The organism is Corynebacterium sp. HMSC072A04, from assembly GCF_001809235.1.
Taxonomy (GTDB): Bacteria; Actinomycetota; Actinomycetes; order Mycobacteriales; family Mycobacteriaceae; genus Corynebacterium; species Corynebacterium hiratae.
The window spans coordinates 67,246-90,468 of record NZ_KV796769.1 but is presented as its reverse complement, the minus strand read 5'-3'; the positions used below and the strand labels follow the sequence as shown (position 1 = coordinate 90,468).

23 protein-coding genes are annotated in these 23,223 nt (G+C 62.1%); 18 read left to right on the top strand and 5 right to left on the bottom strand.

Features of this window, described 5'->3' with window-relative positions; all coding sequences use genetic code 11:
• The first annotated feature begins 32 nt into the window (after positions 1-32).
• Positions 33-959: a hypothetical protein gene (locus tag HMPREF2565_RS04630; RefSeq protein WP_071406925.1), complete on the top strand. Its 927-nt coding sequence runs from the start codon at positions 33-35 to the stop codon at positions 957-959.
• Here the strand turns inward: HMPREF2565_RS04630 and HMPREF2565_RS04625 are convergent.
• A complete protein-coding gene (locus tag HMPREF2565_RS04625; RefSeq protein WP_046647820.1) occupies positions 956-2,695 on the bottom strand; it encodes a long-chain-fatty-acid--CoA ligase in 1,740 nt (579 codons plus the stop codon). The two genes, HMPREF2565_RS04630 and HMPREF2565_RS04625, sit on opposite strands and share 4 nt — an antisense overlap.
• 178 nt (positions 2,696-2,873) lie before the next feature.
• A complete protein-coding gene (locus tag HMPREF2565_RS04620) occupies positions 2,874-4,586 on the bottom strand; it encodes a long-chain-fatty-acid--CoA ligase (RefSeq protein ID WP_071406924.1) in 1,713 nt (570 codons plus the stop codon).
• 76 nt (positions 4,587-4,662) lie between these two features.
• On the opposite strand from HMPREF2565_RS04620, the gene mshA reads away from it, so the two are divergent.
• The 4 genes from mshA to HMPREF2565_RS04600 all read left to right on the top strand — a co-directional run bounded on the left by mshA (position 4,663) and on the right by HMPREF2565_RS04600 (position 8,757).
• Positions 4,663-5,928: a D-inositol-3-phosphate glycosyltransferase gene (mshA, locus tag HMPREF2565_RS04615; protein WP_046647818.1), complete on the top strand. Its 1,266-nt coding sequence runs from the start codon at positions 4,663-4,665 to the stop codon at positions 5,926-5,928.
• Between the two features lie 43 nt (positions 5,929-5,971).
• The gene (locus HMPREF2565_RS04610; RefSeq protein WP_046647908.1) at positions 5,972-6,721 is read left to right on the top strand and encodes a phosphoglyceromutase; all 750 of its coding nucleotides are present in this window, start codon (positions 5,972-5,974) and stop codon (positions 6,719-6,721) included.
• An 81-nt stretch (positions 6,722-6,802) separates the two neighbouring features.
• Positions 6,803-8,062, top strand: coding sequence for a sensor histidine kinase (locus HMPREF2565_RS04605; RefSeq protein ID WP_210385883.1), 1,260 nt, complete (start codon positions 6,803-6,805; stop codon positions 8,060-8,062).
• Complete coding sequence (locus HMPREF2565_RS04600) at positions 8,059-8,757, top strand: response regulator transcription factor (RefSeq protein WP_070513479.1); 699 nt, start codon at positions 8,059-8,061, stop codon at positions 8,755-8,757. The genes HMPREF2565_RS04605 and HMPREF2565_RS04600 overlap by 4 nt, the downstream gene beginning before the upstream one ends.
• On the opposite strand, the gene HMPREF2565_RS04595 is transcribed toward HMPREF2565_RS04600, so the two are convergent.
• A complete protein-coding gene (locus tag HMPREF2565_RS04595) occupies positions 8,754-9,635 on the bottom strand; it encodes a DUF3109 family protein (protein WP_070516515.1) in 882 nt (293 codons plus the stop codon). The genes HMPREF2565_RS04600 and HMPREF2565_RS04595 overlap by 4 nt on opposite strands.
• Before the next feature lie 33 nt (positions 9,636-9,668).
• Here HMPREF2565_RS04595 and HMPREF2565_RS04590 point away from each other — a divergent pair, with 33 nt between their 5' ends.
• The 5 genes from HMPREF2565_RS04590 to HMPREF2565_RS13345 all read left to right on the top strand — a co-directional run bounded on the left by HMPREF2565_RS04590 (position 9,669) and on the right by HMPREF2565_RS13345 (position 13,217).
• Complete coding sequence (locus HMPREF2565_RS04590; protein ID WP_012714802.1) at positions 9,669-10,598, top strand: Ppx/GppA family phosphatase; 930 nt, start codon at positions 9,669-9,671, stop codon at positions 10,596-10,598.
• A gap of 9 nt (positions 10,599-10,607) precedes the next feature.
• Complete coding sequence (locus HMPREF2565_RS04585; protein WP_071406922.1) at positions 10,608-11,477, top strand: hypothetical protein; 870 nt, start codon at positions 10,608-10,610, stop codon at positions 11,475-11,477.
• 216 nt (positions 11,478-11,693) lie between these two features.
• Entirely contained in the window at positions 11,694-12,485 is a 792-nt protein-coding gene (gene proC, locus HMPREF2565_RS04580; protein WP_070681431.1) for a pyrroline-5-carboxylate reductase, read from the top strand.
• Between the two features lie 199 nt (positions 12,486-12,684).
• Positions 12,685-12,873 (top strand): helix-turn-helix domain-containing protein, encoded by a 189-nt coding sequence (locus HMPREF2565_RS04575; RefSeq protein WP_010189818.1) that lies wholly within the window; start codon positions 12,685-12,687, stop codon positions 12,871-12,873.
• 242 nt (positions 12,874-13,115) lie between these two features.
• Positions 13,116-13,217, top strand: coding sequence for a 30S ribosomal protein bS22 (locus HMPREF2565_RS13345; RefSeq protein WP_003855542.1), 102 nt, complete (start codon positions 13,116-13,118; stop codon positions 13,215-13,217).
• Between the two features lie 118 nt (positions 13,218-13,335).
• On the opposite strand, the gene HMPREF2565_RS04570 is transcribed toward HMPREF2565_RS13345, so the two are convergent.
• Positions 13,336-14,610, bottom strand: coding sequence for an HNH endonuclease signature motif containing protein (locus HMPREF2565_RS04570; protein WP_232751688.1), 1,275 nt, complete (start codon positions 14,608-14,610; stop codon positions 13,336-13,338).
• Between the two features lie 152 nt (positions 14,611-14,762).
• Here HMPREF2565_RS04570 and HMPREF2565_RS04565 point away from each other — a divergent pair, with 152 nt between their 5' ends.
• A complete protein-coding gene (locus tag HMPREF2565_RS04565; protein WP_070681434.1) occupies positions 14,763-15,341 on the top strand; it encodes an LURP-one-related/scramblase family protein in 579 nt (192 codons plus the stop codon).
• On the opposite strand, the gene HMPREF2565_RS04560 is transcribed toward HMPREF2565_RS04565, so the two are convergent.
• Positions 15,338-16,354 carry an HAD-IB family hydrolase gene (locus HMPREF2565_RS04560; protein ID WP_046647811.1) on the bottom strand — a complete coding sequence of 339 codons (1,017 nt, stop codon included), beginning with the start codon at positions 16,352-16,354 and terminating at the stop codon, positions 15,338-15,340. The two genes, HMPREF2565_RS04565 and HMPREF2565_RS04560, sit on opposite strands and share 4 nt — an antisense overlap.
• Positions 16,355-16,460: 106 nt before the next feature.
• On the opposite strand from HMPREF2565_RS04560, the gene HMPREF2565_RS04555 reads away from it, so the two are divergent.
• From HMPREF2565_RS04555 to HMPREF2565_RS04525, 7 genes are all read left to right on the top strand, one after another.
• Positions 16,461-16,700 carry a glutaredoxin family protein gene (locus HMPREF2565_RS04555; protein WP_070513456.1) on the top strand — a complete coding sequence of 80 codons (240 nt, stop codon included), beginning with the start codon at positions 16,461-16,463 and terminating at the stop codon, positions 16,698-16,700.
• A gap of 105 nt (positions 16,701-16,805) precedes the next feature.
• The gene (locus HMPREF2565_RS04550; RefSeq protein ID WP_070681437.1) at positions 16,806-18,182 is read left to right on the top strand and encodes a glutamyl-tRNA reductase; all 1,377 of its coding nucleotides are present in this window, start codon (positions 16,806-16,808) and stop codon (positions 18,180-18,182) included.
• Positions 18,183-19,073 (top strand): hydroxymethylbilane synthase, encoded by an 891-nt coding sequence (hemC, locus tag HMPREF2565_RS04545; RefSeq protein ID WP_070681441.1) that lies wholly within the window; start codon positions 18,183-18,185, stop codon positions 19,071-19,073.
• 178 nt (positions 19,074-19,251) lie between these two features.
• Positions 19,252-20,934: a bifunctional uroporphyrinogen-III C-methyltransferase/uroporphyrinogen-III synthase gene (locus HMPREF2565_RS04540; RefSeq protein WP_070681442.1), complete on the top strand. Its 1,683-nt coding sequence runs from the start codon at positions 19,252-19,254 to the stop codon at positions 20,932-20,934.
• An 85-nt stretch (positions 20,935-21,019) separates the two neighbouring features.
• The gene (gene hemB, locus HMPREF2565_RS04535) at positions 21,020-21,997 is read left to right on the top strand and encodes a porphobilinogen synthase (protein ID WP_070681443.1); all 978 of its coding nucleotides are present in this window, start codon (positions 21,020-21,022) and stop codon (positions 21,995-21,997) included.
• A 10-nt stretch (positions 21,998-22,007) separates the two neighbouring features.
• Entirely contained in the window at positions 22,008-22,721 is a 714-nt protein-coding gene (locus HMPREF2565_RS04530; protein ID WP_070681446.1) for a hypothetical protein, read from the top strand.
• Positions 22,718-23,215 carry a hypothetical protein gene (locus HMPREF2565_RS04525; protein WP_046647804.1) on the top strand — a complete coding sequence of 166 codons (498 nt, stop codon included), beginning with the start codon at positions 22,718-22,720 and terminating at the stop codon, positions 23,213-23,215. Before HMPREF2565_RS04530 ends, HMPREF2565_RS04525 begins: the two co-directional genes overlap by 4 nt.
• Positions 23,216-23,223 lie beyond the last annotated feature (8 nt).

Genomic DNA, 23,223 nt, shown 5'->3' with positions numbered 1-23,223 from the left:
CTCGGCTCAGCAAAAGCCGAGTTATCAAAACCATGACCAAGCTGGCCGGAAAGCTTGAGGAGGATTCCTCGACCGGCATGCCCACCATCAAGATTGCGGGCGGATTCTTAAGCATCGACGTCAACGAAGAGATGGGCGGCCTCTGCGTCCTTGGGTATTGGGGCGGCGCGGTGTGCTTCGACCCGGACCGGCAGCCGTTGCGTATGGAAGTCAACGATCTCAACGGCGGTGCAATATCCGGCAGCCTCGTGGCCGAGCCCTGTGGAAGCTCCGCTATGCATACCCACCTGCGGGTCTTCGCGCCGCCCTATCTGCCGTCGACGGCCACGAATGCTCAGCTCAAGAGCATTATCGCGGGCTATGCGGCCGAGATGTCAGCGGTCTTCGCGCGCTTGGATGAGCAATTTCCGGAAGATCGCTCAAAGCCGCGGAAAGGCTCTGGGCTCAAGCCGGTGTCGCCTCACTATTTCAGTGAGGCCTATGGGGTGTCAGTAGTGGGGATGTGGCGGGTACATGAACGCGCCACACGCTTGGCGATGATCGGCACGCCCATCCACGTGGTGGATAACAAGAACGGGGCCGTGAGCATCCTCATCAATGAGCACACGATCGCCATTGAATCCGCCCTCGATGGCTCCGGGGATATTGAGCTCAGCCTCGTCACCCCCTCCGGCCGCTGCGCGTGTGACCTGGATGCGCTCGTGCGCTGGGCTGAGTTTATGGACGATGATCAATACGTTTACTCCGCGCGCATCGAGGCCGTGAACCTCGATGGCGGCCAAGAGCAGGACCTCGTCTTGGTGACCACGGCCCGCATTCCCACGAAGTGGGGCTACACCGACGAACAGCTAGATTGGCAGCTCAGCACGTTGGTGAGCCAGCTTGTCGGTGCTGGTGAAGCGTTCTACCGAACCTTCAACCCCACGCGCGTGATGCGCTATATCGACCGCGCGGCCTAGGCGGGGGCCTCTTCGCCGAGCAGTTTTAGGAGGTCCTTCTGCACTTCGCGGCGGCGGACCTTGCCCAGCTGGTCGGAGGCCAGGTGCTCGAAGTGGTAGAAGGTACGCGGTACCTTGTAGCGGGTCAGGCGCTCGCGGCAGTAATCCTTGAGGCCCTCCGGATCGAGCACCGCGCCATCCTCCAGGATGATGCAGGCCACGACATCCTCGGAGCCATCCGCGCGCGGGCGGCCGACGATGGCCACGTTGGTGACGTCCGGGTGCTGGCGGATAACGTCTTCCACCTCGGCCGGGTACACATTGAAACCGCCGGTAATGATCATCTCCTTGATGCGGGAGACGATCTTGATGAAGCCATCGGACTCCATGATCGCCATGTCGCCCGTGCGGTACCAACCATCGTGGAAGGACTGCTCGGTGGCCTCCGGCATGTTGAAGTAACCCTTGAATACCTGCGGCCCGCGCACGAGAAGCTCGCCCGCGGTGCCATCCGGCTGGGTCTCGCTGAGGTTGTCTGGGTTGCCGATGCGCACCTCGGTATCCGGGAAGGGAATGCCGATGTAGCCGGGGCGGCGGCTCTTGTTGAGCGGGTTTGCAGCGACAATCGGCGAGGTTTCCGTGAGCCCGTAGCCTTCCACGAGTAGGCCACCGGTGAGTGTTTCCCATTCCTCAACGATGTCCTCTGGCAACGCCGCTGCACCCGAGAGACTGTTTTCGATGCCGTGGAGATCGATGTTCTGTTCCTTGGCTGCCTCCATGACCTTGGAGTAGATCGTGGGTACACCCGGCATCCACGTGGGGCGGCGCTTCTTCATAATGTCGAGGAGCAGCGGAATCTTTGGCGCCGGGGTGAGGACCAACTCGCCGCCAATGTGTACGCCGAGGGCTGCGATGAGGGTGAGGCCATAGACGTGGAAGAGGGGGAGGGCAGCGAGCATGCGCTCGGGCTTCTTGCCGATTTCGGGGACCCACGCTTCCGCCATCTTCATGTTGCAGTACAGGTTGGAGTGGGTTAACTCCGCGCCTTTGGGCTTGCCAGTGGTTCCGGAGGTGTAAAGGATCAGCGCGGTATCTTCGCGGTTGACCTTGGCATCCTGTAGCTTCTGGCCTTGTCCGCCGATGGCGCGCCCGGTGAGCGTGCTCCACGGAACGGTGTTAGGGGCGGGAACTGAGAGCTCGGCGCGCTTGTCCTTAATGATGGGAAGCGGCAAGCGCAGTAGCAGCTGCTTGGGGCGCGGCATGGCCTCGATCATGTTGACCGTAACGATCGTTTCGAGCGGCGTGGTATCACGCAGCTCCTCAAAGACCGGGCTCGCCTTATCCCACACCACGGCCACGCGGGCGGCGTGATCTTGGAAGAGGGGCTCGAGCTCAGCCGCGGTGTAGAGCGGGTTGTGCTCCACGACGGTCGCCCCGAGTTTCAAGATGGCGTAGAAGACCGCCACGTGCTGGGGGCAGTTGGGGAGCGCTACGGCGACGCGATCGCCGGGGCGAATACCGAAGGCTTTGAGGCCCGCCGCGGCGGCGCGCACGTGGGTATCGAGTTCGCGGTAGGTCATTTGGTGGCCAAAGAACCACGTGGCGGGCCTTTCGCCGAACTCTTCCACGGTTTCTCGGTAGGAGTCCAAGAGCGTTTCGGTGCCGTAATCCAGATTGGGCTTAGTCCACTCAGGGTAATACTGGAGCCAGGCTTTCGACTCAAAGGCGGAGGATGCCTGGGCAGGGGATTCGGACATGTTCGCGAACTCCTTAGGTGGTCAAACTTGTTATGTTTGGAACAGTATAACCAATCTGTGACAGAAGTCTCGCAAAACTTAGCAAAGTTGCTTAACGTAACGAAATCTTTTCGGGACAAATCAATAACCCCGGCGATGTGCGTTTATCACGCAGGGATCGCTCCGGGGTTATGGAGTGCTACTTCTCGGCCTTGAGACGCTCGAGCAGATCCTGCTGAACCTCGCGGCGGCGAATCTTGCCCAGCTGGTCCGTGGCCAGCTTCTCGAAGTGGTAGAAGGTGCGCGGAACCTTGTAGCGGGTGAGGCGCTCGCGGCAGAAGCTCTTGAGGCCGTCGGGATCGAGCGCGGCGCCGTCGTTCAGCACGATGCAGGCCACGACGTCCTCGGAGCCGTCCGAACGCGGGCGGCCCACCACGGCGGCCTCCGCGACGTCTGGGTGATCCAGCAGCGTTTCCTCAACCTCGCCGGGGTAGACGTTGAAGCCGCCGGTGATGATGATCTCCTTGATGCGGCTGACCAGACGGATGAAGCCGTCCTCTTCCATCACGCCCATATCACCCGTGCGGAACCAGCCATTGTGGAAGGCCTTCTCGGTGGCTTCCTCATCGCCGAAGTAACCCTTGAAAATCTGCGGGCCGCGAGCGAGAACCTCGCCCTCCTGACCATCGGGCATGGTCTCATCCAGGTTGTCCGGGTTGGCGATGCGAATCTCCGTGTCCGGGAAAGGGATTCCCACGTAGCCGGGGCGGCGATCATCGCTCATGGGGTTACCCACGATGATCGGCGAACACTCCGTGAGGCCATAGCCTTCCACGAGCATGCCGCCGGTGTACTTCTCCCACTTCTCCACGGTGTTGACCGGCAGGGTGGACGCACCGGAGAAGGCCGCGCGTACGCCGTCGAGGGAAACGTCGTCTTCTTCCGCCTTTGCCACGATGCGCTCGTACAAGGTCGGTACACCCGGAACCCAGGTCGGGGTGTGCTTCTTCATCAGGTCCATGATGAGCGGCATCTGCGGGCTAGGAAGCAGCACCAATTCGCTGGCGATGAGCGGCGCCAGGGTGGCGTTCATGGTCAGGCCGTAGGCATGGAAGAAGGGGAGTGCGGCGAGCATGCGCTCGGGGGAATTACCCAAGCCCGGTACCCAGTGCTTGCCCATCAAGAGGTTGGAGAAGAGGTTGCCGTGGGTCAGCTCCGCGCCCTTGGGGTTGCCGGTGGTGCCGGAGGTGTAGAGGATGAGCGCGGTGGTGTCCTTGGTGACTTCTTCCGGGGTGATGACATCGGAACCATCGCCGCCGATGGCGTTGCCAACGAGGGATTCCCACGGCACCGTATTCGGGGCCGGGGCGGTGAGCTGATCGCGCTTGGACTTCAGCGGCGGGATAGGCAGACGCAGGGCCAGGCGCTGCGGAGTCGGCATCGCGTTGATCATGTTGATGGAGACGACGGTCTCCAGGGACGTGGTCGGGCGTAGCTTCTCCAAGGTGGAGGCCGTCTTATCCCAGGCGATGGCAATGCGTGCGCCGTGGTTCTTGAACAGCCCCTCCAGCTCGTGGGCGGTGTAAAGAGGGTTGTGCAGCACCGCGATAGCGCCCAGCTTGAGCACGGCCCAGAAAGCGGAGATGAACTGCGGGCAGTTGGGGGCGACGATGGCAACGCGGTCTCCCGGGCGCACGCCGAAGGCGCGCAGGCCGGCGGCTGCGCGGCGGACCTGTTTGTCCAGCTCGGCGTAGGTCTGCGTGCGACCGAAAAAGTGGGTTGCCGACTTGTCGGGGTGGAGCGCGAGGTTGTTGTCGTAAACGTCGAGAAGCGTGGTGTCTCCGTACTCCAGGGTGTGCGGGGTCCATTCTGGGTAGTACTTCAGCCACGCCTTGGACTCGTATGCCGACATCGATTCACCTTTCGGTCGCGTAGGTTAAGGTACGGGCCAGTATAACGCGGGTTGTTTCGGGATACACTGGAAAACTATGCGCATCGCGATGATTTCCATGCATACCTCGCCCCTCGAGCAGCCCGGAGCCGGGGATGCGGGCGGCATGAACGTCTACGTTCTCAACACTGCCCGTCAGCTCGCGCGCCTCGGCGTGGAGGTCGATATTTTCACTCGCGCCACGCGCCCCAGTCAGGGGGAAGTGGTGGACGTCGAGGAGCGCCTGCGCGTCATCAACATCGTGGCGGGGCCCTATGAAGGTCTCAGTAAAGAGGAACTGCCCACGCAGCTGGCCGCGTTCACGGGCGGCATTTTCAACTTCGCGCGCTGTTTTGATGTGGAGTATGACGTCATCCACTCACACTATTGGCTCTCCGGCCAGGTGGGATGGTTGTTGCGCGATCTGTGGGATATCCCTCTCGTCCATACCGCGCATACGCTGGCCGCGGTGAAGAACGTGCATCGCACGCTCGATGACACCCCGGAAACCGAGGCGCGTCGCATCTGTGAACAGCAACTGGTGGATAACGCCGACATCCTCGTGGTCAACACCGCCCAGGAGACCCGCGATCTGATCGAGCACTACGACGCCTCGCCGGAGAATATCGTCGTGGTCTCCCCGGGTGCGGACACCGAGCTGTATACCCCGGGCACGGACCGTATGACGGAGCGTGCCCGCCGCCAGCTGGGCATCCCGCTGCACACCAAAGTCGTGGCCTTTGTGGGCCGCCTGCAAAAGTTCAAGGGTCCTGACGTGCTCATCCGCGCCGCGGCGGAGCTGATGGAGCGCGATCCGGATCGCCGCCTGCGCGTGGTCATCTGTGGCGGTGCCTCCGGGGCGAATTCCTCGCCGGATGCCTACCACAACCTTGCCCGCGAGCTGGGGGTGGAGCGCGTCGTGCGCTTCCTGAGCCCGCGCCCACCCCAGGAGCTCGTGGCCATCTACCAGGCTGCGGATATTGTTGCGGTGCCCAGCTATAACGAGTCCTTCGGGCTGGTGGCCATGGAAGCGCAGGCCTCCGGAACTCCCGTGGTGGCAGCAGCCGTCGGCGGGCTGCCTATCGCCGTCGCGGACGGTGACACGGGCTTGCTCGTTCACTCACACTCAGCGCAGGACTGGGCGGACGCATTGGAACAGCTGCTTGACGACGACCCCCGCCGCATCGCCATGGGCGAAGCCGCCGTCGATCACGCCCAGCAATTCAGTTGGGCAGCGGCCGCCACCCAGTTGGAGAATATTTACGCCGATGCGATGAGTATCGAGATTCCGGATTGCCACGCGCGCCGGGCAATCGGATATTAAAACCACCTGACGCGCTGTCGAAAAACGTGGCATGCTGGTGTTTATGAGTAACGGAAAGCTGATTCTACTTCGACACGGACAGTCCGAATGGAACGAGTCCAACCAGTTCACCGGTTGGGTTGACGTCAACCTCACTGCCAAGGGTGAGGGCGAGGCCAAGCGTGGCGGCGAGCTGCTCAAGGAACAGGGTATCTTGCCGAATATCGTCTACACCTCCCTGCTGCGCCGTGCCATCCGCACCGCCAATATTGCACTCAACGCAGCGGACCGCCACTGGATCCCGGTTGTGCGTGACTGGCGCCTCAACGAGCGCCACTACGGTGCCCTGCAGGGCCTTAACAAGGCAGAGACCAAGGATAAGTACGGCGAGGAGCAGTTCATGGCATGGCGCCGTTCTTACGGCACCCCGCCGCCGGAGCTCGAAGACTCTTCCGAGTACTCCCAGGCCAACGACGTCCGCTACGCCAACCTGGAGACCGTCCCGCGCACCGAGTGCCTGAAGGACGTCGTCGAGCGCTTCGTTCCGTACTTCGAGGAGGAGATCCTCCCGCGCGCCAAGAAGGGCGAGACCGTTCTCATCGCCGCGCACGGTAATTCCCTGCGCGCGCTGGTCAAGCATCTGGATCAGATCTCCGATGAGGAGATTGCCGGGCTCAATATTCCGACCGGTATCCCGCTGGTTTACGAGATCACCGAGGACGGTTCGGTTGTGAACCCGGGCGGCACGTACCTGGATCCGGAAGCTGCTGCTGCCGGCGCCGCTGCCGTGGCTGCCCAGGGCGGAAAGAAGTAACCGCCCAGGAAGCTGCGTGCTGCGCACGATCCCCAGGGAGCTTATACTCCTTGGGGATTCTTTGTAGGGGTGTGATTGATTGTGGAACTGGTACTCGCTTTCCTCGCCGGTGTGGTGGCCTGCGGCCTGGCCATACCGGTGATCACCCGGATCCGTGAACGGATGGAGCGCCGCCGCGTCCGCGATGCAGACGCTAACCAGGTCACCAGTGTTAGCCAGGTTCTGCACCTAGCCGTGGGTGGTTCCCCATCTGGAATGACTGTGCTTTCGCGCACGAAAGAGGTCATCTTCTCTAACCCCGCTGCCCATGAAATGTCGATGGTGCACGACCGCGCGGTGAACCCCGACATTTGGAAGGTCGCGGAAGAGGTCTTCGAAGACAAAGAGACCCGCACGCTGGACCTTGCTATCCCCAAACGGCGCACCGGCAACCGCGTGATTCAGGTGCGCGCAGTGGTCCAGCCGCTGACGCTCAACGATGATCGCTTCGTCATCGTCTACGGCACCGACGAATCCGAATCGGTGCGCATGGAATCCGCTCGTCGTGACTTCGTGGCCAACGTGTCGCACGAGCTGAAGACCCCGGTGGGCGGCATCGCCCTGCTAGCCGAGGCGCTCCTCCAGGACACCGGGGACCCCGAGCACGTCGAGTACTTCGGTAGCAAGGTGCAGAAGGAAGCGGCGCGCATGGCGGACATGGTCAGCGAGCTCATCTCCCTGTCCAAGTTGCAGGGGGCGGAGGCCCTCCCGGAGATGGAGCCGCTCGACCTCGATGAGGTCATTGATGAGGCCATCACCCGCAATCAACTCGCTGCCGATTCCCACCACAACCAGCTCACCCGCGGCGATTCCGCAGGCGTCAAGGTAATGGGAGATAAGTCCCTCTTGGTCACGGCGATTTCTAACCTGATCTCGAACGCCATCCACTATTCGCCGGATGATCTACCGGTGTCGGTAACGCAGAAGGTGGTCGGCGAGAAGGTCGTTCATATTCGAGTTACGGATCGCGGCATCGGCATCGCCCCGGAGGACCAAAAGCGCGTGTTTGAACGCTTCTTCCGCGTGGACAAGGCGCGCTCCCGGCAGACCGGCGGAACGGGCCTGGGCCTGGCCATTGTGAAGCACGTCGTGGCTAATCACGGCGGCAACATCAAGCTGTGGTCGCGTCCTGGCACCGGCTCGACGTTCACTATCGAGCTCCCTATATATGCGGAAGAAAAGCCAACAGATAATCTTATTAATCGGGATAATATAGAAGACGGAGCCGTCAGCTCTGCCGCCCCTGGTTTGCAGCGCGCCGTGGCGCGTGTAGCAGCTCGTCGAAAGGATAAAGCGCAATGACCACCATCCTCATCGTTGAAGATGAAGAGTCGCTGGCCGATCCCCTCGCCTTCCTCCTCCGAAAGGAGGGATTCGACGTACTCCTCGCCCCGGACGGGCCTAGTGCGCTAGAACAGTTCGCGGCGAATCACGTGGACATCGTCCTATTGGACCTCATGCTGCCGGGAATGTCCGGAACTGACGTGTGCAAGCAGCTGCGTGCGACCTCCTCCGTGCCGGTGATCATGGTGACTGCGCGCGATTCTGAAATCGACAAGGTCGTGGGCCTCGAGCTCGGCGCGGATGATTATGTGACCAAGCCTTATTCCTCCCGTGAGCTCATCGCCCGCATCCGCGCGGTGCTGCGCCGCGGCCACGACGTTTCCTCTGACAACGCCGAGGAGGAACCGGACGATCAGATTCTAGAAGGCGGCCGTGTGCGCATGGACGTCGAGCGCCACACCGTGCTCGTCGCCGGTGAACCGGTCTCCATGCCGCTCAAGGAATTCGACCTTCTCGAGTACTTGCTGCGCAACGCTGGGCGCGTGTTGACCCGCGGTCAGCTCATCGACCGCATCTGGGGCGCCGACTACGTGGGTGACACCAAGACTCTCGACGTTCATGTCAAGCGCCTGCGCTCCAAGATCGAAGCCGAGCCTTCCCACCCGCAGCAGCTCGTGACGGTGCGCGGCCTCGGCTACAAGTTCGAGGCTTAAGCGCGAGGATCCGCCGGGTGCCGCGGGAAGTCGACCCCGGAGCGCGCCCGAGCCTCGCAGTGCTTGGCCAGAATCTCGTAGCTCTCCTCGCCAAGTAGCGCGATGAGCTCGGTTTTCTGTGACTTCCACAGCGGCTCATCCGCTATGTGGCAGGAGGGATCCGCCGAGCAATACCAATCGAAGTCCTCGCCGCCGTTGCCCCACCCACGGCGATCATATTCGCCGATAGTGGTCCGCAGGATTTCCTCCCCGTCGGGGCGCTCCTCATAGTCTTCGTGCCGGCGAATCGGCAGCTGCCAGCATACTTCGGGCTTGACCACGGTAAGCTCCTCGCCTGCCTCGAGCGCCCATTGGTGGATAGCGCAGCCCGCCCCCGTGGGCCAGCCGGCACGGTTAGCGAAGATACAGGCGCCGTCGACAAGCGGCGTCTTTAGCGCCGGTTCCGGCTCGCCATCGTCGCCGTCGAGCTCATCCCATTCCAGCCAGGGTTCCAGCTCCTCAGGCTCACCGTGTTGGAGGAACTCATCTACCCCCTCTGGGCGGTGCTGCCAGAAGCGGGCGGGCATGCGGGCGACGGCGTCGTGAAGCTGCTCCCTGTCTGTCTCATCAGCCATGTAGGCGCCGTGGACGCAGCAGCCGACGTCGGGCTGTTGCTTATCGATGCCGTGGCACCTCTCGGTCCCAAACTGGCAGGCATAGTGCGATTCGAGCCAGGTCAGGTCGATAGAGAAGACATGGAGTGGATCGTTCGGATCAGTAAATTCAAACCACTCTCTGGGGAAGTCGGGGGCCTTTTCGCGGCCGGCCAAGATGGATGCTGCCGCGGGGGAGGAGGCAGGAAAACCCAGGTAAACTTCATTCGATTTCGGGCGATTCACACCTACCCACGGTAGACCTACTACTCTGGAGGCGTGCGATTAGGTGTATTAGACGTCGGAAGTAATACCGTCCACCTTGTTGCGGTCGACGCCGCAACCGGTGGGCGGCCTTCGCCGATGAGCGATTGGAAGACCCCGCTGCGTCTGGTGGAACAGCTAGACAAGGACGGCAACATCCACGAGAAGGGCATGAAGAAGCTCATTTCCGCCGTGGGTGAGGCCGCTGAGCTGGGCCAGAAGCTGGGCTGTGATGAATTCATCGCCTTTGCTACCTCTGCCGTGCGCTCGGCCACGAACTCGGCCAAGGTCCTCGATGAAGTTGAGAAGCAAACCGGCGTCCGCCTAGAGATTTTGTCGGGTGAGGAGGAAGCGCGCTTGACCTTCCTTGCCGCCCGCCGTTGGTATGGCTGGTCCGCTGGCCGCATCACCAACCTCGATATCGGTGGCGGTTCGCTGGAGCTGTCCACTGGTACCGACGAGCATCCGGAAATGGCTTTCTCCCTGGACTTGGGAGCTGGCCGCCTGACCCATAACTGGTTCGATACTGATCCGCCGCAGAAATCCAAGGTGAATTTGCTGCGGGATTACATTGATGCGGAACTGGTCGGCGTGGCCGATAAGATGCGTGCGCTGGGCCCCGCGGGTTTGGCCGTGGGCACCTCGAAAACATTCCGCACGCTGGCCCGTTTGACCGGTGCTGCACCGTCTTCGGCGGGTCCCTACGTCAAGCGCACCCTCACGGCGCCGGGTTTGCGTCAGCTGATTTCCTTCATCTCCCGTATGACTGCAGCTGACAGGGCGGACCTTGAGGGTGTAAGTTCTACCCGATCGCATCAAATCGTCGCCGGTGCTTTAGTGGCGGAGGCGAGCATGCGTGCCCTGGGAATCGAAAAGCTGGAGATCTGCCCCTGGGCTCTCCGAGAAGGTGTCATTTTGCGCCGTACCGATAAGGGACTGGAATAGGAAAGAAACGTGGCTGACAAGAAACAGTTGACAGTTGCGGAGCTGCTGGCCCGTAACGCGAAGGACCGACCCGGCGAGGAGAAGAGCCCCCGCCGCCGTCGCCGGAGCCTCGATGAAGGCGGCATCTCAGTTGCGGAGCTGACCGGCAATCTCGAAAAGGTCAAGGCAACCCCGGCTGAGGCAAAACACTCCAGCGTCTCCATCGATGAAACGGCCCCGGTCATTCCCGCGCCGAAAAAGGAGCAGAAGGAACAGCCTAAGCAGGAGACTCCTCAGCAGGAGGAATCCAAGAAGAAGGCTGACAAGCCTCAGGCTGCCGCTGTCCCAGTAGAGAAGCCAGCTGAGCCGGAGACCAAGCGCTCCCAGCCCTCTGATGAGGACACGCGTGTTATCCAAAAGGTCAAGGACGAGCCTAAGGAGAAGGCTGAGGCAAAGAAGACTGAGGCTAAGGCCGAGCCGAAGGTCGAAGAAAAGACCGACGATAAGGCCGAAACAAAGGTCGCAGACAAGCCCGCACCACAGGCTCTGGTAGCAACCGAGGATGACACCGTCACCACCGGTGAGCTCGAAGCAGTCGATCAGGACCTTGAAGAGTACGACGAGGACTACGACGACGAGGAGGAGGGCAAGCTCAACCCCTTTGCCGTCGTCCTGCTCGCCCTCGTGGGTATCGTGCTCGGTGCCATCGTGTTCAAGGGCTTTGAGATTCTCTGGGACCGCTTCGACCGCCTCGTCGTCGTCGTGCTCGGCGTCGTTGTCACCGGCGTCATCGTCGGAATCGTCCACGCACTGCGCACCAGCCGCGATGGTTTGTCGATGTTCCTCGCAGCCGTCGCTGGCCTCGTGCTTACCTTCGGCCCGCTGCTCGTTGTGATGTAATCACCTGTTCCACAAGACACTTTCTATAAGGCATCTGTCACAAGGCATCTGTTAAAAGGTATCTTTGCCCCTGCAAACGCCTTTTATCCCTTGCAAAGGGCGTTTTTAGAGCAGAAAACGCCTTCTGACAGATGCCTTTTGCATGCGCGGGGTCAACCTGCGGGCAAAGCCTTGACCTGGTGGCCGCGTTCCAGCCTTTCTGGCACCCTGGGATGCATGACAAAAATTGCAGTACTTGGTGGAGGACAAATCGGCGAGGCCCTAGTTTCCGGGCTCGTGAATGCAGGCTACGAGGCCGCAGACATTGTGGTGACCAACCGCCGCTCCGAGCGCGGTGAGGAGCTGAAGAACGCTTACGGTGTGAGTGTTACCAGCGATAACGCCGCGGCGATCGACGGCGCCGACTACATCTTTGCGTGTGTGAAGCCCTATGCCATCGTCGAGCTTCTCGAGGGCCTCGACATTCCCAAGACAGCGGTGGTCGCCTCCATGGCGGCTGGTCTGACCCTCGACACACTTGAGAAGGCCGCCGGCGAGGACGTTCCCGTCGTCCGCGTCATGCCGAACACCCCCATGCTGGTGGGCAAGGGCATGTGCACCTGCGCGGGTGGTGCCCACGTCACGAAGGAGCAGCTCGACGGCGTGGTCAAGCTGCTGGAGGCCGTCGGTGAGGTCGCCGTCATCGAAGAAAAGCACATTGATGCCGCTACCGCCCTGGCGGGTTCTGCGCCTGCCTACTACTTCCTGGTCACCGAAGCGCTCATTGATGCCGGCGTCCAACTCGGCCTCACCCGCGACGTTGCCGAGAAGCTGGCCACCCGCACTGCACAGGGCGCGGGTGAAATGTTGGCTGAATCCGGTAAGGATCCGGTCGCTTTGCGCGCAGGGGTAACCTCCCCGGGGGGAACCACTGCCGCTGCCCTTCGCGAGCTTGAGGAGTCCGGACTTCGAGGAGCCTTTTTCCGCGCCGCTGAGGCATGTTCCCAGCGTGCGCAGGAACTTGCCTAGAGTTCTCCACCCCCTGGGAGCGATGTGACACCTGTTGTCATTCGGGCTTGATGGGGAACAACGGTGCGAAAGAGGAAAAAATTAGCTCTTGGGTCGCATTAGTCACAGGTTTCACGCTAAGCTGGCAGGAGCGCGTGCGTGATAGTCCTGTGGGAGGGGAAGCCTACAGCGCGTCACGTGCTGAAGGGTTAAATAAACTATGACGAATGAAGATAAGGGAACTTTCCTGACCATCGCCGAAGTTGCGGAGATCATGCGTGTCTCCAAGATGACGGTGTACAGGTTGGTTCATGCAGGTGACATGCCGGCAGTGCGCGTGGGACGCTCGTTCCGCGTTCACGAATCCGCCGTCAAGGAATACCTTGAGGCTTCCGTGTACGGAGCCTAGCGCGCACCTCTCTCTGACAGCGCCCACCACTGCGGACCCTCGCGGTCCACGGCGGTGGGCGCTGCCGTTAGTTTTGGTGCTGGGCAGGCCACTAGGTAAGATGGTGAACATTCGTTTCGGCACTGGTATGCCTGTGTCTCCCCGTTTCGCGGGGCCGCCTCGAGTGCACCGTGGGTGGTTTTATTCCAGGCGTTGCCGGCCGGGTTACGTACGTACTGATACCGAAAGTGAGGAAACCTGCTATGGGTTCTGTCATCAAGAAGCGCCGCAAGCGCATGTCCAAGAAGAAGCACCGCAAGATGCTGCGCCGCACCCGCGTTCAGCGCCGTAAGCTGGGCAAGTAAAGCTTCGCCTGCAAACTCCCCGCATGGTCCTTTTGGGATCGTGGCGGGGAGTTTCTGTTATCTTTTCTCCTTCCGTCATTTCAGATAACCGCGCCGTCGTTTCAGACGACGACACCGCTTAGAACGGAATATCTTCCTGCGGGGTGCTGGGGGTGCGGGGTTCCTCGGCAGCGTCGTGCGCGTTGTGAGCCTCTTGTGCTTCCTCGTAGGCGCGCTCGCGGGTGGCTGAAATCTTTTGGGCTACCGTCTGGGCCCAACGCTTGTTCTTCTTTGCCAGCGGGCCAGTCGGCTCCGTCATGGCCCACGTTCCGTCCTCGTAGAGCCACACGATGTCCCCAGTATGCGGATCCATGATATAGTGCGTGCGCCCATCAGTCTTCATGTTGTGGTGGTGCTGGCACAAGCTGGCCAAGTTGCGCGGGTGTGTGGCACCGCCATCGGCGTAGTTAATGCGGTGGTCCATTTGGCACAGGTAGGCCGGCCGGTTGCATCCCGGAGCGCGGCAGGTGCCGTCCCGGCCCTCCACGTATTTGCGGATGAGCTCTGAACAAACGTAGCTGGCTGACTCCGGCGGCTGCGAGGAAAGGTCGCGCGTGCGTGTTGCGGGAATGTCCTGTGACGTCCAACCGTGCCCTTGGACGAAGGTGGGAGCGTTGTCGATATCGCTGGCTTGATAGGTGTGCAGAATGACGGTCGCGGGCGGAGAGATACTGCCGGCGATGAGCTTCTTCAGGGCATCGGCCTGTGAAAGGCCGTTCTCCTTTGCTGCCTGCTTGATGTAGCCATCCAGAATCATGCCCGTGGCGCTATCGGTATTGAGCTCGAGGATGCCGCGCTCGCCAGTATCGGTAAAAGTATATGAGTCCTTCTTCGGGGAATCGCGGAAGGAAAAGGACTTGTTGATGCTCTTGCAGATATCGCGCACCTTGCGCCCAATCTGCGCCGGGGTAGGAAAGACCTGGTTCGGTGAGGTAGGGGTGAAGAAGGTGGCAAGGGCGTCGTCGATAAGCGCGAGTGTTTCCGCAGGCAGCGCGCCCAGTTTGGTCAAGGTGCGGTCGATGGTGATGAGCGCTTTCATATCGAGCAAGAACTGACTGTCTTGCAGGGCCTTGACCTGCGGTAGCTCCGTGAGGCGGTGCACGGCTAGACAGCATTCACTAACGGTGTAGTCCCCGACGCCAAGCTTGGCGACGAGCCTCTGGCACGCGACCCCGAAATCCTCATCGAGGTCTGGCATGGCGGCTACCCACGAGCGGTAGTCTGCACGGCGAGCGGCGCTGCGCTCCACGGCGAGGGCGCAGTCAGGGTTCATATGGGAAAAGTAGGCGGTTTGGGTGGCGGTATTCACGGTATCCCCCGAGATTGACGTGTCGATGATATGTTCTAAACGCACTATAAAATATGCCCCGGACATCTATCTCTACCTGGCATTATTGGGATATCTGGGAGGGGGTTATGGAGCCTGTATTTGTCGCTATACACCGAGTGGGGAGTGCCATCCTTCTCACCCCACAGGAGCTCATCGCGTACGTAAAATAGCGAACTATGTTGCCTCGACTCCTCACTCTTAACAGCCTGGTTATTTCGCAGACCAAGTCCTTCATGCAGGATGAATTCCTGATCGCCGATGACGAGGGCGTGCCCGTCGGGACGATTCTGCAGTCGACGAGCCTGAAGGACATGTTCTTCAACGCCTCCCGCAGCCTTCAAGTTGCCTTCACGGATGAGCAGGGAAACCCGCAACAGCCGCTCATGGTGATCAAGGATCCGCCCAACTTCGTGCAGGATACCTATGAGGTGTATCTGCCGGGCGTCGAGAAGCCCATGGCGATCGTGACCAAGCGGTTTGCCATGTTCAAGACGCGCCTGAGCCTAGAAATGGAGGGCTTCCCGGAGATCGAGATTGAAGGCGATGTCTGGGATTGGAATATCACGATTACCAGCCAGGGGCAGCCGCTGGCAGAGGTGCGCAACGAGTGGGGAGGCGTGGGCAGGTTCCTAGCCGGTAAGAATACCTACCGCCTCAGCATCGCGCCGGGGCTGGACCCGCAGCAGCATGCAGGGTTGATTGGTGCGGTCATGTGCATGGACATGCTGCGCACTAAGGCTCAAAACAGCAGTTAGCGGCGCACGAAGCGCCAGCTGCCATAGGAGAAGAGCGCGGTGGCGAGTGCCGGGAGGCCGTAGGTGCGCACGGCCTTGCGTACCGAGCGGTAGTCGCGGATGAGCCAACCTTTTTCCTCGGCGATATCGCGCAACTTGGAGTCGGGATTAATGGCCACGGGGGTCCCCACCATGGAGAGCATCGGGACATCGTTGGCGCTGTCGGAGTAGGCAGTGCAACGCTCAAGGTCGAGGTTCTCCAAGGTGGCCAGCGCCGCCACGGCGTGCTTTTTACCTGGGCCGTGGAGGATATCGCCGACGAGGCGGCCGGTGAAGCGACCATCTTTCACCTCCGCCACGGTGCCGAGCGCGCCCGTGAAACCGAAGCGCTGCGCCAGAATCTGCGCCAGCTGCACGGGGGTGGCGGTGACCAGCCACACCTGCTGGCCGGCGTCGAGGTGCATCTGCGCCAGCTGCTTCGTGCCCGGGTAGGCCTTCCGGGCCATCGATTGGTCCACGATGCTCTCGCACAAGGCCACCATCTCATCTACCGAGCGACCCTTGACGAACTCGAGCGCCTGCACGCGCCCAGCGGCCACGTCGGCGGCATTCTCCGATCCGGAAATGCGGAACTTGAGCTGCTTCCAGGCAATGGGAAGGATCTCTGAGAGCTTGAAGTAGCGACGCCGCGCGAGGCCCAAGGCAAAGGACACGAGCGAGGACCCTTGGACCAAGGTGTTATCCACGTCGAAGAAGGCAGCAGCGCCGGCGTCTTGGGGGATGTCTGGGTCGGGCTCGGTTATGGAGCGCGACCCCGCCGATTCGAAGGAACCCTGGACGGAATCGATGCCGGAGGAGAAGGCGTCCAGGTCGATACCGAAGAGGTGCTCCACGGCGGCGGCTGCCGACGCCTCACCGGCTGCGCGCTGGTGCTCTTCGCCGAGCGGGGCGAAAGCCTGTTGCTCCAGGAAATTGCGCAAGTTTCCCCTGCTAGCGGTCCAATTGGCAAGGAACTCGCGGGGAGAATCGGGCATACCAGGAGGGAGCGGGAGGGGCACGCGTTCAGCTTTCATAGGGTGGGCGGACTAACGTGTCCATAGTAAACCGCGAAACGTTCTACGTCCTACCGAGGAGAGCTTTATGTCCCACGTCGTCGAACTGATGGTGCGTACCACGTGCGGCTCCTGCGCGCGCGTTCTGGAGCAGATTACCCCGGTGGTCCGTCACGCTGGGGCAGAGCTTAAAGTGTGCAACGTCGATGAGGATGCGGAGCTGGCCATGGAATACGGCGATCGCGTTCCTGTTGTGGTTATTGATGGAGAGGAATTCTCCTGCTGGGAAGTGGACAATGAGGAGCTAGCGCAGGCGCTGGCGGACTAGCTTTCTGTGGGCACTTCCGTGAGTTTCGGAAACGAGATGACAACTAGTAGTCTTTTGGATGATCTATGTCATCCAAAGGGATGATGCAAAACTGGAGGGTTGTGCATGAGTGTGCTCGTCGTGGGCATGTCGCATCAGTCGGCGCCGGTGGCGCTGCTGGAAAAGCTGAGCATGGACGAGACCGTGCAGAATGACACTTGCCGGGCCATGGTGTCGGCGGGCTCGCTGAGCGAGGCGATGATTATCTCCACCTGCAACCGCCTCGAGGTATACACCGTCACCAACTCTTTCCACACCGGGGTCCAGGATGTCGTGCGCAACCTCGCTGACGTTTCCGGGGTGGAGGAGGAGAAGCTGCGCTCCTATCTCTATGTGCGCTATGCCGACGCCGCCGCTGAGCACCTCATGATGGTGGCCTCAGGCTTGGACTCGATGGTGGTAGGGGAGCAGCAGATCATCGGCCAGGTGCGCACCGCCTACCAGTTTGCTTCGGAGCAAGGAACCGTCGGCCCGCGCATCCATGCGCTGGCGCAGTCCGCGCTGCGCACCGGCAAGCGGGTGCATTCCGAAACCGAGATCGATGAGGCGGGCTCCTCCATGGTCTCCTTTGCTTTTGATCAGGCGCTGAGCCGCATGGGCAGGGAAGATCTCGCGGGCAAGCGCGTGCTCATCTTGGGCGCAGGCGCGATGGCCTCGCTCGCGGCAACGCACGCGGGGCGCCTGGGTGCGCAGCTAATTATCGCGAACCGCACCATTGCCCGTGCGGAGCGCGTGGCACAGCATGCCCATGAGGCGGGCGTGTACGCGGACGTTATCGACTTCTCGGAGCGCGCCCAGGCCTTGCGGGATGTGGATGTGGCAATTTCCGCCACGGGAGCCCAGGGTTTCACTATTACGGCGGCCGACGTCGAGCGCTATCACGTAGCCGACCGCGAGCTGATGCTCGTGGATCTCTCTCTGCCGCGCGATATTGATGACGCTGTGGCAGAGGTCGAGGGAGTCGATTTGGTCAACATCGAGAGGCTCAGCAACTCCCTGCAGGCAGCCGACACCGACCTGGCAGCCGGCACCAGCCCGCACACGCAGGCGCGGCGCATCGTCAGTGAAGAACTAGAAGCCTATGCTTCCGAGCAGCGCGTCCGCGACGTCGTCCCAGCCGTATCGGCACTGCGCAAGCGCGCAGCAAACCTGGTCCAGTGCGAGGTGGCGCGAATGGAGCAGAAGCACCCGGAGCTGGACGAGCGCCAGATGGGAGATATCAATCGCGCGCTCAAGCGTGTCGCGGATAAGCTGCTGCACGAGCCCACGGTTCGCGCGAAGCAGCTCGCGGCCAACTCTGGAACCGTGAGCCATGAGACCGCGCTGCAGGAACTCTTTGGACTCCAGCTGGAGGGCAGCGGCGTCGCCGTGGACGTGGCGGAGCTGCCGGACGCCGCGCAGATGGAAGCCGCGGAAAGCACTAAGGAAGAAAAGGACGCATAGATGTTGAAGATCGGTACCCGAGGATCCCTCCTGGCCACGACTCAGTCGGGCCACGTGCAGGAGTGGTTGCAGCAGGAAGGCTATGAGGCTGAGCTGCACATCGTTACCACGCAGGGTGACGTCAATATGGCTCCCGTGGAGCGCATCGGCGTGGGCGTGTTTACCCAGGCCCTGCGTGAGGCCGTCGACCGCGGCGAGTGCGAGATCGCAGTGCACTCTTTTAAGGACCTGCCCACGGCTGCCGACGAGCGCTTCGACCTCGTGGTTCCGCAGCGCCAGGACGTGCGCGAAGCACTTATTGCCCGCGATGGCCTGACCCTCAAGGACCTGCCGGAGGGTGCGCGCGTGGGCACGTCTGCCCCGCGCCGCATTAGCCAGCTGCGCGCGATGCGTCCGGACCTGGACATCCGTCCGCTGCGTGGCAATATCGATACCCGGATGGGCAAGGTCACCAGCGGCGAGCTCGACGCCGTCCTCTTGGCCTACGCCGGCCTCGTGCGCGCGGGTTACGCGGATCGCGCCACCGAGGTCTTCGATCCGGAGATCTTCATGCCCGCGCCCGCGCAGGGTGCCCTGGCCATCGAGGCGGTCAAGGGGACCGAGGCGGCGAAGGCCATCGCCCTGCTTGCCGACGCCCCCGCTACCGCCGCCACCCGCGCCGAGCGCACCGTACTTTCCCAACTGGAGGCCGGTTGCACCGCGCCGGTGGCCGCTACCTCCCACTGGGAGGGCGATCAGCTTGTCGTGCGCGGTGGGGTCTTCGCTCTCGACGGCTCCCGCCAGCTCATCGCTCAGGCTCAGGGAACAGCGGACGAGGCTGAAGAATTGGGGCGCGCGGTCTCCAAGGAGCTCTTCGCGCAGGGAGCTGCAGACCTACTGGCAGCGGAGTAATCGCACGTAGATTTTTGGTTTCGGGCCTTTTCCTTTAGTGTGTATCTAGCACACGATCATTGAGAGCAATGATTAAGGGCCCCTTAACTCGCGAGTGAGGGGCTTTCTTATCTCCATCCCGCGCCTGCCACGCTTCGGCGCCGGGGCACTCGGAACCCACAAACTAGAAAAGAACCTTATGAGCAATGCCGTGCCGGATACCCAGCCTGAGCTGGGTAAGTCTGATCTGGGCAAAGTCGTCTTCGTCGGTGCCGGCCCAGGTAATCCTGATCTGCTGACCGTCCGCGCCCGCGAGGTTCTGGAGACCACCGCTAACGTTGTCACCGACGCGGGGGTTTCGCAGGGCGTGCGCGACATGGTGGCGCAGCAGGTGCCGGTTCCGCAGGAGCTTCTCGACGCCGCCGAGGAAGAGTACGAGCGCATCTGCGCCGCGGCCAAGGAAGCGGGCGCGCGCCGCAAGCCGCCGCGCCCAGCACCGCCGACGGCGGCGTTCTTTGAGGAGGTCGAGGGGGACGTCGTCAAGCAACTGCGTAACGCGCTCGAGCGCGCCGAGGGCCACGACGTGATCCGCCTGGTTACCGGTAACCCGCTCAACCGCGAATCCATCAAGGCGGAGATTACCGCCGTGGCCAACGCAGGCATGGAATTCCAGGTGGTTCCGGGCATGTCTCTGCCTTCGACGGTTCCCTCCTTTGCGGGCATTGCTCTCGGTGCCACGTACACCGAGGCTGATATCACGCAAGGGGCGGACTGGGACGCGCTGGCCACCGCGACGCAGCCGCTGGTTTTGCAGGCCACGGCGGATGACCTGCCGGTCATTTCCGCCGAGTTGGTGGAGCGCGGAATGCCCGCGGAGACGGAAGCATATGTCACCGTTCACGGCACCACGCGCCTGCAGCGCACCCACGAGACCACGCTGGGCACGCTGGGCAAACTTGATGCTGAGCTGCCGGGCGAGCTCGTGGTCACGCTGGGTCGCAGCTTTGATGATCGCTCGAAGTACTCCTGGTGGGAGAACCGTTCGCTCTATGGCTGGCGCGTGCTGGTGCCGCGCACGAAGGAGCAGGCCGCGGCGATGAGCGCCCGTCTGGCTGGTCACGGCGCTATCCCGCAGTCGGTGCCCACCATCTCCGTGGAACCGCCACGCAATCCGGCGCAGATGGATCGCGCCATCAAGGGTATCGTCGAAGGCCGCTACAAGTGGGTCGTGTTCACCTCCGTCAATGCGGTGAGCGCGGTGTGGAAGAAGATTGCGGAACTCGGCCTCGATGCCCGCGATTTCGCCGGCGTGCACCTCGCCGCGGTGGGGCAGAAGACCGCCGATGCGATTCGCTCTAAGGGCATGGTCCCGGAGCTGCTGCCGCCGGCAACGAAGCAGAACGCCGAGGGTCTCGTCGAGGTTTTCCCAAACTATGTTGAGGACATCGACGCGGTAGGTCGTGTGCTGCTGCCGCGCGCCGATATTGCAGGCGAGGCGCTGGTGACTGGCCTGCTGGACTTGGGCTGGGAAGTCGATGATGTCGTGGCCTACCGTACCGTTCGTGCGGCCCCGCCGGCCGCGGAGATCCGCGACATGATCAAGACTGGCGGTTTCGACGCCGTGGCCTTTACCTCGCCGTCGACGGTACGCAACCTCGTCGGCATTGCCGGCAAGCCGCATGCCCGCACCATCATCGCCTGCATCGGCCCCTCCACCAAGGCGGCGGCCGAGGAAGTGGGCCTGCGCGTGGACGTGGTCCCGGAGGTCGCGGACGTGCCGATGCTTGTCGACGCCCTCGCTGACCACGTCGCGGCCCTGCGCGCTGCCGGCAACCTTCCTGCTCCGCGCAAGAAGCGCCGCTCGCGCAAGAAGACGGCGTAGACCGCTTCTGGGCGGGCAGGAGAGGGGCGACTAGAGTCGAGAAGGTAGTTCAATTTTCTCGTAGCTCAAAGGAGAGTTTTTACTCATGAGCATTGCTCGCCGCCCCCGCCGCCTACGTCAGAACCCGGCTTTTAGGGATTTGGTTGCGGAAACCTCGCTGCGCCCCTCCGACCTCATCCTCCCGATGTTCGTGGTCGACGGTCTGAACGAACCCCGTGATATCCCCTCCATGCCGGGCGTGCAGCAGCACAGCCTGGATTCCCTCAAGCGTGCCGCGCACGAGGCCCTCGATGCGGGTGTGACCTGCGTTGACCTCTTCGGCGTGCCGCGCGAAGAGGATAAGGACGCGACCGGCTCCGTGGCCTGGGACCCGCAGGGCATCCTCAACGTGGCGATTGCGGAGCTGCGTCAGGAATTTGGCGATGACCTCATCGTCATGGCGGATACCTGCCTTGATGAGTTCACCTTCCACGGCCACTGCGGCGTGGTCGATGACCAGGGCCGCGTGCTCAACGATGAAACCGTGGAGCTCTACCAGGACATGGCCCGCTCCCAGGCCCGCGCCGGTGCTCACATGGTCAGCCCCTCCGGCATGATGGATGGCCAGATTGCCGCGATCCGCGAGGCCCTCGATGAGGCCGGCCACGAGGATGTTGCGATCATGGCCTACTCGGCCAAGTACGCTTCGGCCTTCTTCGGCCCCTTCCGCGATGCCGTGGGCTCCTCCCTAGAGGGGGACCGCCGCACCTACCAGCAGGACCCGCGCAACTTCCGCGAGTCCATGCTGGAGGTGGACCTGGACATCGAGGAAGGCGCGGACATCGTCATGGTGAAGCCTGGCCTGCCGTACCTCGATGTGCTGGCCGGTGCCGTCGAGCGTTCCTCCGTGCCGGTAGCTGTTTACCAGGTCTCCGGTGAGTACGCGATGATTCAGGCCGCTTCCCAGAACGGGTGGATTGACGGCGAGGCCGTTATGCTGGAGTCCTTGACCGCGTTCAAGCGCGCGGGTGCGGATCAGATCCTGACCTATTTCGCCACGGACGCCGCCCGCTTGCTCAAGTAAAAGGAGAATCGTGACGTTCAGCCCGAACACTACGCCGTCGGCACAAAAGCCGACGGGGCAGAATAAGGAGCCGGATAAGGAGCACGCCAAGCGCACCGAAGCCGTCTCCCTCATGCTCAAGGTGTGGACCGTTGCCCTGGTGCTCGAGGTGGTGCACTTGGTCTTAAGCATCGTGCTCACCTTGCTGAACCGCGATGAGCTCTTTGCTCAGGCCCGCAAGACCGCGGAGTCTGCGGCGGAGAAGTCCGGGCAGGACGTCAGCGATGCCTTCGTGCAGCTCGTGGGTTATGGCTCGGTGGCGTTCAGCTCGCTGATTTCACTCGCCATCGTCGTGCTGCTGGGCATCATGCTGGGCTTTATCCACAAGAACTCCAAGGCAGCCGGTACTGGCCGGCGCCTGTGGTTCGCCTTCTCCCTCTACTTTGGCCTCCGCGTGCTCATCGTCTTCATCAGCAGCCCCGCCGGGGCGAGCGCGCCGGATTGGCTCTTCTTACTCGATGGTGCCGTGCAGATCCTCGTCGGCGTGGCGGCCGTGATGGGCTTGATGTTCTCCACCAAGGAAGAGGTGCTCGAGTACACCGGCGAGATGGAGCAGCTGCGCCAGATGCGCAAGGAGATGGAGGAGCAGCGCCGCCAGGAAAACCTGGAGGAGCGCGAGAAGAAGAATAAAGATAATAAAGAGAAGGACAGGGAGAAAGAGGACGGCAAGGACGGCAAGCGATGAGCGAGCGCCCCGGTCCCGCGGACTATAACCGCCGCCCACGCCGCCCTAAGAAGCAGGGTGAGCAAGACTTTTCCACCTGGCCTTCGCAGCTGCGCATTGCCTACTGGGTCTGCGTGATTGCCGCAATTGTCATGCTCACCGCCGGAATGGTGGGGATCTTTGGTTCCTATACATCGGTGACGAACACCCAGCTCAGCCCGGAGCAGGTGGACTATATCCGCTTCAACACGCGTTTTGCGGCCATCTCCAACGTGGTGGGTGCCGTCATCATCGCGGCCTGCTCCGCGCAGCTGGCAAGCGGCTCAGTATGGGCGCGCCGCATCATCACCGCGGTGTCTGCCTACACCATGTTCGTCAGCATTGCGGCGCTGATCGCGGGCGTGGGCGGGCTGCTCTTGCTGCTTATCCCGATGGCGCTCATGGTGGCCATCTACTTCCTCTTTCACCCGGATTCAACGGCTTTCATCAAGGCCCGTCGCGCCCAAAACTCCTGATTGGCGCC